This is a genomic window from Streptomyces sp. NBC_00988 (assembly GCF_045162645.1).
Classification (GTDB): domain Bacteria; phylum Actinomycetota; class Actinomycetes; order Streptomycetales; family Streptomycetaceae; genus Streptomyces.
This window is the reverse complement of sequence record NZ_CP108730.1, coordinates 3,500,001-3,517,258: the sequence shown is the minus strand read 5'-3', so window position 1 is coordinate 3,517,258 and position 17,258 is coordinate 3,500,001. Positions and strand designations below refer to the sequence as shown.

At 69.7% G+C, this 17,258-nt stretch carries 16 protein-coding genes and 1 pseudogene (1 of these 17 only partly in view); 9 read left to right on the top strand and 8 right to left on the bottom strand.

Annotated elements, in window-relative coordinates; all coding sequences use genetic code 11:
• Nucleotides 1-450: 450 nt before the first annotated feature.
• A pseudogene (locus tag OG496_RS15960) lies at nucleotides 451-2,355 on the bottom strand (streptophobe family protein); the annotation flags it as partial.
• 240 nt (nucleotides 2,356-2,595) lie between these two features.
• On the opposite strand from OG496_RS15960, the gene OG496_RS15955 reads away from it, so the two are divergent.
• On the top strand, nucleotides 2,596-5,103 hold the full coding sequence (locus tag OG496_RS15955; RefSeq protein ID WP_366494383.1) for an FHA domain-containing protein: 2,508 nt from the start codon (nucleotides 2,596-2,598) through the stop codon (nucleotides 5,101-5,103).
• 102 nt (nucleotides 5,104-5,205) lie between these two features.
• On the opposite strand, the gene OG496_RS15950 is transcribed toward OG496_RS15955, so the two are convergent.
• The 3 genes from OG496_RS15950 to OG496_RS15940 all read right to left on the bottom strand — a co-directional run bounded on the left by OG496_RS15950 (nucleotide 5,206) and on the right by OG496_RS15940 (nucleotide 8,401).
• A complete protein-coding gene (locus OG496_RS15950) occupies nucleotides 5,206-5,970 on the bottom strand; it encodes a transglycosylase SLT domain-containing protein (RefSeq protein ID WP_405971315.1) in 765 nt (254 codons plus the stop codon).
• Between the two features lie 497 nt (nucleotides 5,971-6,467).
• Nucleotides 6,468-7,709, bottom strand: coding sequence for an S-adenosylmethionine:tRNA ribosyltransferase-isomerase (locus tag OG496_RS15945; protein ID WP_405971314.1), 1,242 nt, complete (start codon nucleotides 7,707-7,709; stop codon nucleotides 6,468-6,470).
• Nucleotides 7,706-8,401, bottom strand: coding sequence for an SDR family NAD(P)-dependent oxidoreductase (locus OG496_RS15940; RefSeq protein ID WP_405971313.1), 696 nt, complete (start codon nucleotides 8,399-8,401; stop codon nucleotides 7,706-7,708). Before OG496_RS15940 ends, OG496_RS15945 begins: the two co-directional genes overlap by 4 nt.
• A 185-nt stretch (nucleotides 8,402-8,586) precedes the next feature.
• Between OG496_RS15940 and OG496_RS15935 the strand changes: the two genes are divergently transcribed.
• The 4 genes from OG496_RS15935 to OG496_RS15920 all read left to right on the top strand — a co-directional run bounded on the left by OG496_RS15935 (nucleotide 8,587) and on the right by OG496_RS15920 (nucleotide 11,230).
• A complete protein-coding gene (locus OG496_RS15935; RefSeq protein WP_405971312.1) occupies nucleotides 8,587-9,732 on the top strand; it encodes a GAF domain-containing sensor histidine kinase in 1,146 nt (381 codons plus the stop codon).
• Nucleotides 9,725-10,366, top strand: coding sequence for a response regulator transcription factor (locus OG496_RS15930; protein WP_366494388.1), 642 nt, complete (start codon nucleotides 9,725-9,727; stop codon nucleotides 10,364-10,366). Before OG496_RS15935 ends, OG496_RS15930 begins: the two co-directional genes overlap by 8 nt.
• Before the next feature lie 170 nt (nucleotides 10,367-10,536).
• Nucleotides 10,537-10,776: a chaplin ChpE gene (gene chpE, locus OG496_RS15925; RefSeq protein ID WP_366494389.1), complete on the top strand. Its 240-nt coding sequence runs from the start codon at nucleotides 10,537-10,539 to the stop codon at nucleotides 10,774-10,776.
• Nucleotides 10,777-10,990: 214 nt separating this feature from the next.
• Nucleotides 10,991-11,230, top strand: coding sequence for a chaplin (locus OG496_RS15920; RefSeq protein ID WP_366494390.1), 240 nt, complete (start codon nucleotides 10,991-10,993; stop codon nucleotides 11,228-11,230).
• 207 nt (nucleotides 11,231-11,437) lie between these two features.
• Here the strand turns inward: OG496_RS15920 and OG496_RS15915 are convergent, their stop codons facing one another.
• Nucleotides 11,438-12,226 carry a hypothetical protein gene (locus OG496_RS15915; RefSeq protein ID WP_318015465.1) on the bottom strand — a complete coding sequence of 263 codons (789 nt, stop codon included), beginning with the start codon at nucleotides 12,224-12,226 and terminating at the stop codon, nucleotides 11,438-11,440.
• Nucleotides 12,227-12,358: 132 nt separating this feature from the next.
• On the opposite strand from OG496_RS15915, the gene OG496_RS15910 reads away from it, so the two are divergent.
• The 3 genes from OG496_RS15910 to OG496_RS15900 all read left to right on the top strand — a co-directional run bounded on the left by OG496_RS15910 (nucleotide 12,359) and on the right by OG496_RS15900 (nucleotide 14,779).
• A complete protein-coding gene (locus tag OG496_RS15910) occupies nucleotides 12,359-13,150 on the top strand; it encodes an ABC transporter ATP-binding protein (protein ID WP_033286427.1) in 792 nt (263 codons plus the stop codon).
• Between the two features lie 76 nt (nucleotides 13,151-13,226).
• The gene (locus tag OG496_RS15905) at nucleotides 13,227-13,661 is read left to right on the top strand and encodes an NfeD family protein (protein WP_405971311.1); all 435 of its coding nucleotides are present in this window, start codon (nucleotides 13,227-13,229) and stop codon (nucleotides 13,659-13,661) included.
• A gap of 152 nt (nucleotides 13,662-13,813) precedes the next feature.
• Nucleotides 13,814-14,779, top strand: a complete 966-nt coding sequence (locus tag OG496_RS15900) for an SPFH domain-containing protein (RefSeq protein WP_329246953.1) — start codon at nucleotides 13,814-13,816, stop codon at nucleotides 14,777-14,779.
• Nucleotides 14,780-14,844: 65 nt separating this feature from the next.
• On the opposite strand, the gene OG496_RS15895 is transcribed toward OG496_RS15900, so the two are convergent.
• The 3 genes from OG496_RS15895 to OG496_RS15885 all read right to left on the bottom strand — a co-directional run bounded on the left by OG496_RS15895 (nucleotide 14,845) and on the right by OG496_RS15885 (nucleotide 16,859).
• The gene (locus tag OG496_RS15895; protein WP_266874676.1) at nucleotides 14,845-15,351 is read right to left on the bottom strand and encodes an HNH endonuclease; all 507 of its coding nucleotides are present in this window, start codon (nucleotides 15,349-15,351) and stop codon (nucleotides 14,845-14,847) included.
• 145 nt (nucleotides 15,352-15,496) lie between these two features.
• On the bottom strand, nucleotides 15,497-16,036 hold the full coding sequence (locus OG496_RS15890) for a YbhB/YbcL family Raf kinase inhibitor-like protein (RefSeq protein WP_405971310.1): 540 nt from the start codon (nucleotides 16,034-16,036) through the stop codon (nucleotides 15,497-15,499).
• Between the two features lie 40 nt (nucleotides 16,037-16,076).
• Nucleotides 16,077-16,859, bottom strand: a complete 783-nt coding sequence (locus OG496_RS15885) for a sporulation protein (protein WP_366494394.1) — start codon at nucleotides 16,857-16,859, stop codon at nucleotides 16,077-16,079.
• A gap of 136 nt (nucleotides 16,860-16,995) precedes the next feature.
• Here OG496_RS15885 and OG496_RS15880 point away from each other — a divergent pair, with 136 nt between their 5' ends.
• Nucleotides 16,996-17,258: the beginning of a DNA-3-methyladenine glycosylase gene (locus tag OG496_RS15880; RefSeq protein ID WP_405971309.1), read on the top strand. It continues 379 nt past the right edge of the window; only the first 263 of its 642 coding nucleotides appear in the window; the start codon lies at nucleotides 16,996-16,998; the stop codon falls past the right edge of the window.

The window sequence follows — 17,258 nt, the reverse complement described above, 5'->3', positions numbered from 1 at the left end:
AGGCGGTTGCTGCCCACCGTCCGAGCCGTCCTCCGGCCAGTCCCGCGAACGTGCCCCTGGGCGCCGCCGAGGCAGCCGGGACGGCGGCTCGTAGGACTGGGCCATGGTCGGAGCGCCGTACATGTCGGCAGGCGGCGAAGGGACGCCGGGCGACTGCGGGCCGTCGTAGGGGCGAGTGCCGTCGTCCGGCGGAACAGCTCCGGGCGCCTGCGAGCTTCCGGAGTACGGACCGACCCCACCGGGCCCTACGGCTCCGGGCGCCGGACCGGCCCCGAACTGCCCCGCGTTTCCCGGAGGTTGAGGGGGACTGCCGGGCCGTGAGCCTCCGCCCGGCGGCCGACCACCTTCCTGCGGCGACCGCGCACTTGGCGGCCAGACGGCCTGCGTAGCTGCTCCGGCGTCCGGTGGCCGGACAGGTCCGCGGGGCCGTGACTTGCTGCCCGTACCCGCGCCCTCCGGCGGTTGCGCGGCACCAGAGGGAGGCACGCCTCCGCCGGGCGGCCACACACCCTCCTGAGGCGAGCCCGCGTCCGGCGGCCAACCAGGCCCACGGGACCGAGCCCCACCGCCCGGCCCCGCACCGCCAGTCGCCGAACCGCCGGATCCCGAACCCCGAGGACCCTCCCCGCCCCCCTGCCCCGGCGACTTCCCGCCAGGCCAAGGTCCACCAGGCGGTGGTGGTGGCCGACCGTCCTCCGGTTGCCGTAGTTCATCGGGTAGTTGCAGATACGGGTTGGTCGCGGGGTTCGGCGCGCGGTAGGGCGAACTCGGCACGTAGGGTCCCGGGTCGCCGGCGCTCTCCGGATGCCCTGTCTGTCCCGCACTCCCCGCAGGCTGCGCATGCTCCGGATACCCCGGCTGCCCCGGTGCCCAGGCATCCGACCCCGACCCTGACCCCGGACCCGGCGCCCCCAAGTCACCCCGTGCCAACCGCGAAGCCTGCCGCCCCGCAGCCCCGGTCGCGTACGCGAGGAGCCCGCCGACACCACCCGCTCCCGCACCCCACACCGCGCCCAGCACCAACGCCATGCCCAGATGCCCGTGCAACTCGATCCCCGCGCCGAACGCGTCGAACCCCAGCACCGACAGCGACGCATCCACCGACACGTCCGTCAGCCAAGCCAGCAACGGCAACGTCAGCGCGGTGACGACCCCCAGACGAACAGCACACCGCCCGGCGAAACCGAGAGCACTTCCGCGACGCCCCGCACCAGCACGATCCGAGCCACTCCCCGCGCCCGCTCCCAAGGGCGTCCGTACCGCCGTCAGCACCCCCGCCAGCAGCATCATCAGCGCCGCGGCAACTCCCAACAGCCATACCCGGCTGTCCAGTTCGGCCAGTCGCCCCAACGTCACCGGCTGGTTGGACTTCACGCTCAGGAGGTCGTCGAGGGGGTGGGGGAGGAGCTTCGCCAGTTCACCCGTCGCCCTGCCGTCCCAGGGGACGAAGAGGCCGATCGGGATGCCCAGCCAGACCCCGTTGGGGGCACCCAACAGCGCGGCGCCCGCGATGCGTTTCGGGTGGTCGTCGCCGATCGCCGCGTACGCCGCCGCCGCGAGCCCCGCCGCCACCGCGACCAGCAGTACCGCCACGAGCGCGGACGCGGCCGGGCGTACGACGCGGTGTACGGCCTCCCAACCGCGGGGGAGGGGAGTACGGCGGGATGCCAGCAGGGCGATCAGCAGGATGCCGGCCGACCAGCCCAGGCCGCCCAGCAACGTCGGTGCCGTGTCGACCGTGAAACCGACCGCCGCCTTCGCCTTGACCAGGTCGCTGATCTTGCCCGGCAGCAGCCCGCCGATGTCACCGATGTCGCCGAGGCCGGGGATGTTCACCCCGCCGCCGCTACCCCCGCCGCCCGTCAGTTTGTCCAGGCCCAGCTTGCTTCCGTCGATCGTGATGACGTCGTGCCCTGCCCATGCCAGTCCACCCAGCATCGCCACGAAGAGCGCGATCACCGAGCCCGCGCGCGCGAGGAGTTCGGCCGGGGCGATCACAACTCCGGCCGCCCGCAAGGACCGTAGGAAGAAGTACGACAGCAGGAGCGCGCCCACCAGGCTCACGCCCAGCGGGGTGATCGTGACGGCTGTGGTCGCCTGGGCGCCGGTCAGGCCGAAGGCCGAGACGTCGCCGGTCGGGGTGACCGAGCCGCCCGCTCCCAGGGCCACCACCGCCGCTGTCATCGGGCCGAGTGAGCCCGTCGCGTCGGCGCCCAGCAGGTGCAGGCCGAGCGCGGCCGTGCCCGCCATGCCTATCAGCGCCCAGCTCACCGCCGCGATCGCGGACAGCAGGACGTCGACCCAGGGCACCCTCGTGTCGTAGTTCGCCGTCCTGACACTCGTCGCTGAGCTCATGGCAGACCCCCCGATCCGCGGCGCGGTGCGGACACCACGCATGTCCCCCTCGCGTGGATTACCACTCTCCGGGTCGGTTTCAACCCCGTCAACGGAACCGGCGGAAGCGTACGGACGTGGTCTTCACAAGGCCCGACTTTCGGTCAGGGGGTGCAGCCTGAAATAGTTCCCGACGATGTTCGCCATCCCTAGACTCCCTGTGATGGGGGTAACTCGGGGGACTACTCAGTGGGGCATGGAGTGCCGGAACTCGTACTGGAATTGAATGGACGGACCTGGACGCTCGACGCGTCCAGGTCCTACACCCTCGGACGTGATCCGCAGGGGGACGTCGTGGTCGACGACGCCAGGGTCTCCTGGCGGCACGCCACGATCAGCTGGGGCGGCCGGAGTTGGGTCATCGACGACCACGGCAGCACCAACGGCACGTTCGTGCAGGGCCAGCGCATCCATCAGATGGAGATCGGCCCGGGCTCGTCCGTGTATCTGGGCAACGCGACCGATGGCCCGTGCCTGAGCCTGTCCGGCGCCGCGGCCTCCGTGGCCACGCCGCAGGCCCAGCCGCAGCAACAGCCGTACGCCGCACAGGGCGCGGGCCCCGGCTGGGCGCAGCAGGCACCGCCGCAGCAGACGCCTGAGCAGCAGCGTTATCAGCCGCCGCCGGCCGCCGCGAACATTCCGCCGCAGCAGGGATCCGGCGTCGGCGCGGGGGCGCCGTCGGTCTACGGCGACCGCAGCCCGACCACGTTCCACCAGTTCTCGCTGGGCCGCGTGATGCGCATCGGCCGTGCGCTGGAGAACGAGTTGGTGGTCTCGGACCTCCAAGTCTCGCGCCACCACGCCGAGTTCCACGCGACGCCGGACGGCCGCTTCGAGATCCGTGACCTGGGCTCGCACAACGGCACGTACGTCAACGGCCAGCCGATCACCAAGGGCGGCTCCGCGCTGCTCGGCCCGAACGACATCGTCGGCGTCGGCCATTCGACGTTCCGCCTGGTCGGGGACCGGCTCGAAGAGTTCGTCGACACCGGTGACATCTCCTTCTCCGCCCGGCACTTGACCGTCGAGGTCGACGGCGGCAAGCAGATCCTCAAGGACGTCTCCTTCGGCGTACCGGAGAAGTCGCTGATCGCGGTCATCGGCCCGTCCGGCTCCGGCAAGTCGACCCTGCTCAAGGCGCTCACCGGCTACCGGCCCGCCAACCAGGGCGACGTCCTCTACGACAACCGGAACCTCTACAAGCAGTTCGCCGAGCTGCGCCAGCGCATCGGTCTGGTCCCGCAGGACGACATCCTGCACAAGGAACTGACCGTCAAGAAGGCCCTCAAGTACGCGGCCAAGCTGCGCTTCCCCGCCGACACCACCGGCGCCGAGCGCGAGGCCCGTATCGACGAGGTGCTGCGCGAGCTGAAGCTCGACATCCACAAAGAGAAGAAGATCACCTCCCTGTCCGGCGGCCAGCGCAAGCGCGTCTCGGTGGCCCTGGAACTCCTCACCAAGCCCTCGCTGATCTTCCTGGACGAGCCCACCTCGGGCCTCGACCCGGGCATGGACCGCGATGTCATGCAGCTGCTGCGCGGCCTCGCCGACGACGGCCGCACGGTCCTCGTCGTCACCCACTCCGTGGCCGAACTGGCGATCTGCGACAAGCTGTTGGTGATGGCGCCGGGCGGCTCGGTCGCCTACTTCGGCCCTCCGGAGGAGGCGCTGAACTTCTTCGGCTACGACACCTGGGCCGACGTCTTCTCCGCCTTCGAGAACTACCGCGACTACGACTGGGCGGGACGCTGGAAGGGCTCGCAGCACTACCAGATGTACGCCGCGGACATCGACGCGATCGCACCGCAGTCCGTACAGATGCCGCCGATGCAGGCGATGAAGCCGCCGAAGCCGCAGGGCTGGACGTCGCAGTTCGTCACGCTGGTGCGCCGCTATGTCGCGGTGATCGCCTCCGACAAGGGCTTCCTGGCCTTGATGGTGATCCTGCCGGGCGTCCTCGGCGCGGTGAGCCTGCTCATCGACTCGGGCAACAGCCTGCTGCCCAACCCGCCCAGGGCGAACGGCCAGATCATCCCCAACGGAACGACCACCACGGTCCTGCTCATCCTCGCGGTCGGCGCCTGCTTCGCCGGCGCGGCCAACTCGGTCCGTGAGCTGATCAAGGAACGGGTCATCTACGAACGGGAGCGCGCGACCGGTCTGTCCCGTTCCGCGTACCTGATGTCCAAGGTGTTCGTCCTCGGCGTGATCACCGCGCTGCAGGGCCTGATGGTCGGCGTCATCGGCTTCGCCAGCCGCGAGATCCCCAAGCAGGGCCTCGTCCTCGGCAGTCAGACCATGTTCGAGCTCTGCATCCCGATCATGGGCCTCGGCTTCACCGCGATGATGTTCGGCCTGATCATCTCCTCGCTGGTGAAGACGGCCGAGAAGACCATGCCGCTGCTGGTCATGTTCGCGATCATCCAAGTCGTGTTCACCGGCTGCCTGTTCACCCTGAACGGCGCGGTCGGCGTCAACCAGTTCTCGTACCTGATGCCGTCGCGCTGGGCGGTCGGCGCCGCGGGTGCCACGCTCGACTTCAACAAGATCAGCCCGCCCAAGCCCGGCGACGGCGCGGACCCGCTCTGGGAGCACACCGTCGGCGCCTGGGGCATGGACATGGCCGCCCTGATCGCCCTCGGCGTGATCTGCGGCTTCTTCGTGGCCCGCTTCCTGCGCCGCCACGAGCCCGAGGTCATGCGCAAGTAGTTCTTCCACTACGACGCCGAAGGGCGGCGCCCCTGGTGGGGGTGCCGCCCTTCGGCGTCGATACCGAGACCCAGAGGTCCGCCGGAGGCCTCAGTACGCGTCTCAGTACGCGCTGTTGACGTTGTCGATCGAGCCGTACCGGTCGGCCGCGTAGTTGGCGGCGGCGGTGATGTTGGCGACCGGGTCGTAGATGTTCGACGAGGTACCGGAGACGTGGTACGCGTTGAACGTCGGCTGGATCACCTGGAGCAGGCCGATCGACGGGGTGCCGTTGACCGCGTTGACGTCCCAGCCGTTGATGGCGCTCGGGTTGCCCGAGGACTCCCGCATGATGTTCTTGTACAGGCCGTTGTACGAGCCCGGGATGTCCTTCTGCTTCATGATCGCCAGGGCGTGGTTGATCCAGCCGTTGAGGTTGTTCGCGTAGGTCGTCGCGGCAACGGGCTGGATCTTGACGCGCTCGGTGGAGCGGCTCGCGGCCTTCTTGGCCTTGTGCGCGGCCTCCGCCTTCTTCTTGGCGGCGGCTTCGGCGGCGGCCTTCTTCTTCGCGGCGGCGTCCGCCTTGGCCTTCGCCGCCTTCGCCTTGGCGTCGGCCTTGGCCTGGATCGCCTCGGTCTTCACGCCGGCACCGGCGAGCTGGTCGGTGACGCTGGCCTTGACGCCCTTGATGGGCTCCGTGCTGTACGCGATCTTCGTCGAGGTCGCGGCGTCGCTCGTGGTCGTCCCCGCGTCGCTGGGCACCGCGGAGAAGGCGAGGGCGGCGGCGCCGAGCGTGGCGACACCGGCGAGCGCGATCTTGTGCTGCTTCGTCAGCTTGTTCAGCTTGGTCAGGCGACTATGACCAGGAGTGTTCGTGTTCTTGGGCATGGCGGATGGACCTCTTCGAATTGCGCGGAGGTCGCTCACCGTCCGGCGGGGACGCGGGTGCTTCCGGCACAAACGCCGCGGACGGGATCCACGGCGCTGAGCGACGGCTGCAATTCTTAGCGGCCGCAAAAACCCCTGGCAAAGGTGTGACGTACGATCCCGGGTAGTTGACCGGTCCAGGGCAAAACGGGACAGACAGGAACGTCTGTCCCGCTCAGGCGAGGCGCCTATATCTCCTATGTCCGCTAGTACGTGATCTGCGCCCTATGTGCGGGCTCACATCGGCCGCACCTGAACCTCACTCGCAGTTGCGGGAGCAACGCGCCGCGTGAGGATCCTCCTCCGGGAGGATGAGATGCACGTCCCCGAACTCGTGCCACAGGTAGAGCCCACGCAGCGCCTCCTCATAACTCCGGCCTCCTCCGGGAGGATGAGATGCACGTCCCCGAACTCGTGCCACAGGTAGAGCCCACGCAGCGCCTCCTCATAACTCCGGCCTACTCCGGGAGGATGAGATGCACGTCCCCGAACTCGTGCCACAGGTAGAGCCCACGCAGCGCCTCCTCATAACTCCGGCCTACGGCGGCCCGCCCGGCGACCGCCTCCAGCATCAGCAGATGCGAGGCCTCCGGCTCGTGCAGCCCCGTCAGCAGCCCGTCCACCACCCGCACGCCCCGTTCCGGCGTCACGACGAGATCCGTCCACCCCGCACACGCGCGTACGACCCCATCGACCCCGGTGGCCGACTCGACGGCCCGCACGGCGGTGGTCCCGACCGCGATCACCCGCCCGCCCCCGGCCCGAGCGGCATTGATCAACCGGGCCGACACCTCAGACACCGCGAACCGCTCCGGATACGGCGCCTCATGCACCTCGGCCGACGCCACCCCGGTATGCAGGGTGATCGGCGCGAACTGCACCCCCCGACTCACCAGCTCCGCCACCAGCCGCGCGGTGAAGGGCCGCGCCGCACTGGGCATTTCCGCGCTGCCCGTCCCGTCCTCCGTGGGCAGCGAGAACACCGTTTGATAGACGGAGAGCGGCTGATCGCGCTCCGTATAGGAGTAGCGAATGGGGCGCCCGTGCTTCCGAAGCAGCGTGAGCACGCTCGACACCGGTCCCCCAGGCCCGGGCCTCTCGATGTCCGGCGACTCCGCCCCGGGTACCCGTGCCCCTGGCACGTCCGGGCCCACCACTTCGGGCTCGGCGGTACTCATCCCGGGCGCGGCTGGCCTGGGCGCTCCTCGCCCCGAGCCTCTCGGCGCTGGGGCTTCAGTCCTCGGCGCCCCAGGATCCTGTGCTCCCGGGTCCGACACCCGCGCCCACCACAGCCGCTCACCCCGCCCGCTCAGCGGCTCCTCCAGGGTCAGCCGCGCGTCCCCGGGCAGCCGCACCTCCACGCCGGCCGGGCCGCCCGTACGCGCGCGTGTGGTGCCCTTCCCGTCCGGCTCGCGCAGCTCGACCGCCCACCGCCCGTCATCGCCCCGGGTGGAGAAATGCACCACCACGCGTGCGTGCCCGATCCACCCGTCCACCGCCGCGGCGAGCGTCGGCGACGTGTTCACGACCAACAGATCCCCGGCCCGCAACAGCCGCGGCAGCTCCGCGAACGCGTGATGCGACACCTCGGTACCCCGCGACACGAGCAGTCGTACGGCGTCCCGGTCGAGCCCGGGCCCGCGCTGTTCGGCGGGTACGCGCGCGGACAGCTCCTCCGGGACCCGCACCGCCACGGTCATCGCTCCTCCAGGAGGGCCGGCGCACCGTAGCGCCCGCTCGCCGGACGTTCGTCCAGGAGTCGTAGAAAGGCCGGCACCACGGAGGTGGGCGACGGCCGCGGATCGTCGTCGTCCGGTACGGCCGCCGCGTACAGGTCCGTGCCCATGTCCCCGGGGTCGACCGCCCACACCCGCAGCCCGGGCTCCTCGGCGGCGAGCACGGCCGCGAGATGGTCGAGGGCCGCCTTGGACGCCCCGTAGCCGCCCCACGTCTCGTACGCCTCGGCCGCCGCGTCCGAGCTGACGGCGATCACCGCACCCGCCCGCGAGGCCCGCAGCAGCGGCAGCGCCTCCTGGACCAGGCCCAGGGCGGCCACCACATTCACCTCCAGCGCCCGCCGCAGCCCGTCCAGGGTCAGCTCCTCCAGGCGTACGAGCGGCTCGGCGCCCAGCGCGCTCGCGTTGCTCACCAGGAGGTCGACGCCGCCCAGCTTCCCCGCCGCGGCCACCAGCTCGGCCCGGTGAACGGCGTCCGTGACATCCCCGGGAACGGCCTCCACGCGCGTGCCGTACGCGGCGACGGACACTGCGGCCTCGGTCAGCACCCCCTCGGTCCTGGCGTCGAGCACCAGGTCCCAGTCCCGCACGGCCAGGGCCTCGGCGAGTGCCCGCCCCAGCCCCTTGGACGCCCCCGTGATGATCGCTACCGGCATGACACACACGTCCCCTCGTCCACTACGCCTCCGTCGGCGTGCCCCCAACGTAGGAACGGGACCGCCCCCGCCGCGTCGGGCCCGGGCCGCATCCACCGGGGCCCTTCGCCCTAGGTCCACCGGACCAGAAGACGGCCGCCACCGGCCCGATCCGCACTGTCACACCCCGCCGGTACCGTGAGGACATGAGTCAAGGTCCACGGTCCGGCCTCGCGGCGGTGAGTTCCGCGCTGCTGGCCATGAGCAGGCATCTGGAGGTGCGCGACGTCCTCAAGACGATCGTCGCCTCCGCCCGCGAACTGCTCGACGCGCAGTACGCCGCCCTCGGCGTGCCCGACGACCACGGCGGCTTCGCCCAGTTCGTGGTCGACGGCGTCAGCGACGCCCAGTGGAAGGCCATCGGCCCGCTCCCGCGCCAGCACGGCATCCTCGCCGCGATGCTGCACGAGGCCAAGGCCGAGCGTCTCGCCGACGTCCGCAAGGACCCGCGCTTCGAGGGCTGGCCCTCGGCCCACCCCGACATGTCCGACTTCCTGGGCCTGCCCATCCGCGACGACGACGAGGTCATCGGCGCGCTCTTCCTCGCCAACAAGAACTGCCCTAAGCGGGACGGCAGTTGCGGCTTCACCGAGGAGGACGAGGAACTCCTCTCGATCCTCGCCCAGCATGCGGCCATCGCCCTCACCAACGCCCGCCTGTACGAGCGCAGCCGTGAGTTGACCATCGCCGAGGAACGCTCCCGCCTGGCCCACGAACTGCACGACGCGGTGGCCCAGAAGCTGTTCTCGCTCCGCCTCACCGCACAGGCCGCCGCCACCCTCGTGGACCGCGACCCCTCCCGCGCCAAGGGCGAACTCCAGCAGGTGGCCGCGCTCGCCGCCGAGGCCGCGGACGAACTGCGCGCCGCAGTGGTCGAGTTGCGCCCCGCAGCCCTCGACGAGGACGGACTGATCGCCACCCTGCGCACCCAGATCCAGGTCCTCGACCGCGCCCACACCGCGCGCGTGACCTTCACCGGCCGCGGCTTCCGCGCCGTGCCCGCCGCCCAGGAGGAGGCCCTGCTCCGCGTCGCCCAGGAGGCCCTGCACAACGCGCTGCGGCACTCCGGCGCGGACCACGTCGCCGTGACCCTGGAGCGAAGCGGCTGCGGAGCGGTCCTGCGGATCACCGACGACGGCACCGGCTTCGAACCCCAGTCGATCCGCCGCGCCGGACGCCACCTCGGCCTGGTCTCCATGCGGGACCGGACCAACGGCGTCGGCGGCACCCTGACCGTGCAATCGGCGCCCGGAAAGGGCACCACGATCGAGATGGAGGTCCCCGGTGGCTGACGCAATCAAGGTACTGATCGTCGACGACCACCAGGTCGTCCGCCGGGGCCTGCGCACCTTCTTGGAGGTGCAGGACGACATCGAGGTCGTCGGCGAGGCGGCCGACGGCGCCGAAGGTGTCGCCCGCACTGAGGAGCTGAAGCCCGACGTCGTCCTCATGGACGTCAAGATGCCGGGCATGGACGGCATCGACGCGCTGCGCAGACTCCGCGAACTCGACCTCCCCGCGCGCGTGTTGATCGTCACCAGCTTCACCGAACAGCGCACGGTGATCCCGGCCCTGCGCGCGGGCGCCGCCGGTTACGTCTACAAGGACGTGGACCCGGACGCCCTGGCCGGCGCCATCCGTTCCGTGCACGCGGGCCACATCCTGCTCCAACCCGAGGTCGCCGGCGTCCTGTTGTCCCAGGAGGAGTCCAACTCGGGACAGGGGAGAGGCGGTTCACTCACCGAGCGGGAGCGCGAGGTGCTCGGCCTGATCGCCGACGGCCGCTCCAACCGCGAGATAGCCCGCGCCCTCGTGCTCTCCGAGAAGACGGTCAAGACCCACGTCTCGAACATCCTGATGAAACTCGACCTGGCGGACCGCACCCAGGCCGCCCTGTTCGCCGTACGCCACGGCCTGACGCGGTGACGATCCCCCGAGGTGAGCGGGGCGCGGCGGCAACACGGAGCGTCTCGTTCCGGGCTGAGATTCATACCGTCGTGGGAATGTCCCCCGAATGGCGCATCCTTCGTGGATCTCCACCGTTCTCCAGTGCGTGCCGCGGCGCCTGCCGCGGTGATCGCTAGGAGGACTCAGAAGTGAAGAACCTGAAGAAGGCAGCGGCCGTGACGATGGTGGCCGGCGGGCTGGTGGCCGCCGGTGCCGGGCTGGCCTCCGCCGACGGTCTGGCGAACGGCCAGGCCGTCGGTTCGCCCGGCGTCGGCTCGGGCAACGTCGTCCAGGTCCCGGTGCACATCCCGGTCAACGCGGTCGGCAACAGCGTGAACGTCATCGGCGTCCTGAACCCCGCCTTCGGCAACCTGGGCGTCAACCAGTGACGCACGTCGCCCCGCGACAGTGACCTCCGGCCTCCCAGGGCGCTCCCTGGGAGGCCGGTCCGCTCGTCACCTGGTCGTCTGGTCGGTTTGTCGCGCCAATGATCCGAACGGGCAGTCAAACGCGCATGTCCGTGCCGTTTTCGCCCTTTCCCGCGTTGATCAGCGCACGACCCGCGGCCGGGTCGGTCACGCAATCGCAGGAGGAACGCTTCCCATGAACATCGCCAAGAAGGCCGCCGTGGCCCTCACCGTCGCCGGTATCGCCGCCGGCGCCTCCGCCGGTGCCGCTTTCGCCGACGCCGGTGCCGACGGCGCGGCCGTGAAGTCCCCGGGTGTCGGTTCGGGCAACACCGTCCAGGTCCCGGTCCACGTCCCGGTCAACGTCGTCGGCGACAGCATCAACGTCATCGGCCTGCTGAACCCGGCGTTCGGCAACAAGGGCGTCAACGGCTGACACCCACAGCACTGAAGAGGGGCCCCACGAGTCAACGACGACTCGCGGGGCCCTTTTCTTGGACCACAGGTCTTTTGGAGCACAGGCTCGCATTGTTCAGCCCGTCCGGCGTTTGAGGACGAGGCCCCTTCAGGGCCGATCGGGGGTCTGGGGGCGGAGCCCCCAGCGGCGCCCACCCCAACACCGGGCACCCACGCGACGGAACATTCAGCGCACCCCCTTCTCCCGCTCCTCCACAACGGAGTTGTACGCCGCGACCTGCGCCCGCCGAGCCGTCCGCTCCACCGGCCGCAACGCCTCGGCCCGCGCCCCCATCTCGGACGCGCTCACCGCACCCCCGGGCCCGTTCTCGTAAGCCACGGACACCAGCAGCCCCACCCGCTGCGCAAGCTCCAGCACCCGCACCGCCCGCGGCGGATACCCCGGCGCCAACACCTCCCGGCCCCGCTCCGCCCGCGCGCGGTACGCGTCGACCGCCGCCTCGGCCACCGGCCCCGACCCGGCGACGTCGAGCCGGGACAACACCGCCGTAGCGTCCCGCAGCGCCTCCGCCAGCTCCCGCTCGGCCTCCCCGAGCGAGGGCACATCGGCGGGCGGCGCCTCCCGCACCGGCAGGCAGTGCCACACGACCTCGACATGGACGTCACCGGCGGGCCCGGCCTCGTAGACCTCGGGAACGAGGCCGAGCGCGACGCCGTAGCAGATCACCGCCTCCTCGGCCTCCAGGGCGCGGGCGTTGAACGCGGGCGGGCCGCTCAGGCCCAGTGGGTGTCCCGAGGTGGGCAGGGCCACCCGCAGTCCGGTCGCCCCGAGGGTGCGCAGCCGCCCCAGGGCGAGGGTGAGTCCGACGGGTGCCGACTCGCCCGGCAGTCCCTCCACCCGGTGCACGGCGTCCTCGCCCACGATGGCGAGCACGGCGTCGTCCGGCGAGACAAGTCCGGCCAACAGGGCATTTCCCCAGGCGGCGAGGCGCCCTGAGCGTGGTTCCGAAAGCATGGCGTCCACCCTAAGGACAGGACCGATGGAATGGACCGCCCGGCCGGTGGCGTAGATTTCTTCGAGGGCTGCGCCTACCGGCGCACGCGACAGCCGAGACAGGCCGACGATGCAATGGGAGACAGCGCGCTCATGAGCGATGTTCTGGAGCTGGAGGACGTAACCGTGGTCCGGGAGGGCCGGGCTCTGGTGGATCAGGTCTCCTGGTCGGTCAAGGAGGGCGAGCGCTGGGTCATCCTCGGCCCGAACGGCGCCGGCAAGACCACGCTCCTGAACGTCGCGTCCAGCTACCTGTTCCCCAGCAGCGGCACCGCCACCATCCTCGGCGAGACCCTCGGCAAGGTCGACGTCTTCGAACTGCGCCCCCGCATCGGCGTCGCCGGCATCGCCATGGCCGAGAAGCTCCCCAAGCGCCAGACCGTCCTGCAGACCGTGCTGACCGCCGCCTACGGTATGACCGCCGGGTGGAACGAGGACTACGAGGACGTCGACGAGCAGCGCGCCCGCGCCTTCCTCGACCGCCTCGGCATGAGCGACTACCTGGACCGCAAGTTCGGCACGCTCTCCGAGGGCGAGCGCAAGCGCACCCTCATCGCCCGCGCCCTGATGACCGACCCCGAGCTGCTCCTCCTCGACGAGCCCGCCGCCGGCCTCGACCTCGGCGGCCGCGAGGACCTCGTACGCCGCCTCGGCCGTCTCGCCCGCGACCCGATCGCTCCCTCCATGATCATGGTCACGCACCACGTCGAGGAGATCGCCCCCGGCTTCACCCACGTCCTGATGATCCGTCAGGGCAAGGTCCTCGCCGCCGGCCCGCTGGAGCTCGAACTCACCGCCCGCAACCTGTCGTTGTGCTTCGGTCTCCCGCTCATCGTGGAGCAGGTCGGCGACCGCTGGACCGCGCACGGTCTCCCCATGGCCTGAACTGCCTTGTAAGAAGCGGGTGTAGGGACATATGCGCCCTGTCCGTGACGGGACCCGCAGCCCTACCATTGACCATGTGAACGACATCGGCGCATGGGTGTGGTGGCTCGTCGGCGCGGCAGCACTCGGGATTCCCCTCGTGGTGACCGCGATGCCGGAGTTCGGCATGTTCGCCGTGGGCGCCGTCGCCGCCGCGGCGACCGCCGGGATCGGCGGGGACCTCGTCGTCCAGGTCCTCGTCTTCGTCGTCGTCTCGGTCGCCCTCATCGCGGTCGTACGGCCCATCGCTACCCGACACCGTTCGACACTGCCCCAACTCGCCACGGGCATCGATGCCTTGAAGGGCAAACAGGCCGTGGTCCTGGAGCGTGTCGATGGCTCCGGCGGCGGCCGGATCAAGCTGGCCGGAGAGATCTGGTCGGCCCGCTCACTCGACGCCGACCGTGCCTACGAACCGGGCCAGGAGGTGGACGTCGTGGAGATCGAGGGAGCCACCGCGATCGTCATCTGACCTCGCAGGACACGACTGATGACCTCGCAGGTCTCAACTGAACCGAACAGCACACGAGTTGCGTGACGGTCTGACACACTCGACCAGCAAGATCTTCAACAACCATAAGATCTTCCGAAAGCGCCGAGGCGGAGAAGGGTACGGGGAGCACGATGGAACCGGTCATCATCGTCTTGATCATCCTGGTGGTGTTGGTCTTCATCGCTTTGATCAAGACGATCCAGGTCATCCCGCAGGCAAGTGCCGCGATCGTGGAGCGATTCGGTCGCTACACACGGACACTCAACGCGGGACTCAACATCGTCGTCCCGTTCATCGACACGATCCGCAACCGCATCGACCTGCGCGAACAGGTCGTACCGTTCCCGCCGCAGCCGGTGATCACCCAGGACAACCTGGTCGTCAACATCGACACGGTCATCTACTACCAGGTGACGGACGCGCGGGCCGCGACCTACGAAGTGGCCAGCTACATCCAGGCGATCGAGCAGCTCACGGTCACCACGCTCCGCAACATCATCGGCGGCATGGACCTGGAGCGGACCCTGACCTCCCGTGAGGAGATCAACGCGGCCCTGCGCGGAGTCCTCGACGAGGCGACGGGCAAGTGGGGCATCCGCGTAAACCGCGTCGAACTCAAGGCAATTGAGCCCCCCACCTCCATCCAGGACTCGATGGAGAAGCAGATGCGCGCCGACCGTGACAAGCGCGCCGCGATCCTCACCGCGGAAGGTACGCGCCAGGCCGCCATCCTCACCGCCGAAGGTGAGAAGCAGTCCCAGATCCTGCGCGCCGAAGGTGAGGCCAAGGCCGCGGCCCTCCGCGCCGAGGGTGAGGCCCAGGCCGTCCGCACGGTCTTCGAGGCGATCCACGCGGGCGACGCCGACCAGAAGCTCCTCTCCTACCAGTACCTCCAGATGCTGCCCAAGATCGCTGCAGGTGACGCCAACAAGCTCTGGATCGTCCCCAGCGAAATCGGCGACGCCCTCAAGGGCCTCTCCGGCGCCATGGGCAACGTGGGCCCGTTCGGCGGAGGTTCGGGCAACGACGGAGGCAACTCCGGCAACTCGGGCGGCAATTCGGACCGCCAACGCCGCGAGAAGCCGTCCATCGACTGACCGGCCTGTTCTACGACACTGGGGCCCACCTCCTAGGAGGTGGGCCCCAGTTCAGTTCACATGCCCTACGCGGCCGGCTGAACCAGCCACTCCGGCAGGGCATCGAAGTCCTCGGTCCCCAGCGCCAACAGCATCGCGTCCGCGGGCGTCGGCTCGAACGGGTGCCGCAGCAACGGCATTCCGGCCTGCTCCGGAGTCCGCGCCGCCTTGCGGTGGTTGTCCTCCGCGCACGAAGCCACCGTGTTCAGCCAGGAGTCCTGACCGCCCTGCGCCCTCGGCACAACGTGGTCGACCGTAGTCGCCCGCCTGCCGCAGTACGCGCACCTGTGCCGGTCCCGGACCAGCACACCGCGCCTCGACCACGGAGCTTGTCTTCGGAACGGCACCCTCACATACCTGCACAACCGGATCACCCGGGGGACCGGTATATCGACCTCGGCTCCGCGCATACGCAGTTCGGGGTGGGCCTGCTCGACGACAGCCTTGTCCTGCAGCACCAGAACGACGGCTCGATTCAACGACACCGTCGACAGCGGCTCGAAGCTCGCGTTCAGCACCAGCGTGTCCCGCATCCAGCCCACCTCCCATGTGCAACCGGCCCACCGCACGGCGGGCTTGGATCAACTCTGGCCGGGCACGCCGAGATGGACAACGCAATAAAAACTGCCCGCCCCTGATCAATTCCAAGACCAGAGGCGGGCAAACGTTCCATGAACGTCAGTCTTCGGCGGGAACCTCGTACTCACCGATCAGCTGGGCACGCGCCAGCGTGTGGAACCGCAGGTTGAAACCGACGACCGCGGGAGAGACGTCCGAGTCCGGACCGAGTTTCTCCGCGTCCACGGCGTACACCGTGAACACATAACGGTGCGACCCGTCCCCGGGCGGCGGCGCGGCACCGCCGAAGTCCTTCGACCCGTAGTCGTTCCGCACCTGTACGGCGCCTTCCGGCAGCCCCTCGAACTTGCCGCTGCCCGCACCCTCCGGCAGCTCGGTCACCGAGGCCGGGATGTCGAACACCGTCCAGTGCCAGAATCCGCTCCCCGTAGGGGCGTCCGGGTCGTAGCAGGTCACGGCGAAACTCTTGGTCTCGGGCGGGAAGCCCTCCCACCGCAGCTGCGGCGAGGTGTTGCCGGCCGCGTAGACCTGAGCGTCCTTGAGCGTGGCCCCCGGCTCGACGTCCGCACTCGTCACCGTGAACGACGGCACGGGCGGGTGGAAGTCATGGGGGAGCGGCCGCCGCTTGAGCTCGGTCACCTCGGTACCTCCTGATCGGTTTCTTCAGTGGACACCGAGCCTAGAACCAGTTGCGCTTGCTGCCGACCTCGGACAGCCACTGGTTGAGGTACGCCGCCCAGTCAGTCCCCTGGAAGTCGTGCAGACCGACCTGGAAGGACCGGAAAGTGTCACTGCCCTCGCTGAACAGGCCCGGCTTCTTGTCCATCTCCAGGATGACGTCCATCGCGTTCTCGTCGGCCACGAAGCTCAACTCGACCTGGTTCAGCCCGCGGTACTGCGACGGCGGCTGGAACTCGATCTCCTGGTAGAACGGCAGCTTCTGCCGCGTCCCCCGGATGTGACCGCGCTCCATGTCCGCGTTCTTGAACCGGAAGCCCAGCCGGATGAAGGCGTCCAGGAGAGCCTTCTGCGCCGGCAGCGGGTGCACGTTGACCGGGTCGAGGTCACTGGAGTCCACGGCACGAGCGATCGCCAGCTCGGTGCTCACCCCGATGTGCATCCCCCGCAGCGACTGACCGTCGATCATCGTGACCGGCGTCTCCCAGGGGATCTCCAGACCGAACGGCACGTTGTGCGCGGTCCCCGCCTGCAGCTCGAAGGCGCCGCCCAGCCGCACCTTCGTGAACTCGATGTCCTGCTTGTACTCCTGGTCGCCGCTCTCGACCTCGACCTTGGCCTGCAGCCCGACCGAAAGCCCCTGGATCTCCTGGGCGACGGAACCGCCCTGGATCCGCACCTCGCCCTGGACGACCCCGCCCGGAACGACGTTGACCTCGGTCAGCACCGTCTCCACCGAAGCCCCGCCGGCCCCCAGGCTCGCGAGCAGCTTCTTGAACGCCATGACTCTCCCTTTACGTATGGACCCTTGATCCCTACAAACGCGAACCGACCGCGCCCGGTTCCGCGCCACACCCTGGCAAGCGGACGGAACCTTGACCACCCCTTGGCACAAGGCACCTGGACTACGCTCGGACGCCATGATCGCGCCCCCGGACCGTATGCCACTCCCCAGAGAGTTCTTCGACCGCCCTGTACTGGACGTCGCCCCCGACCTCCTGGGCCGCCTCGTCGTCCGTACGACCCCCGACGGCCCGATCGTCCTGCGCATCACAGAGGTCGAGGCCTACGACGGCGGCAACGACCCCGCGTCCCACGCATATAGAGGTCCGACCGCCCGCAACGGCGTGATGTTCGGTCCGCCCGGGTACGTGTACGTCTACTTCACCTACGGCATGTGGCA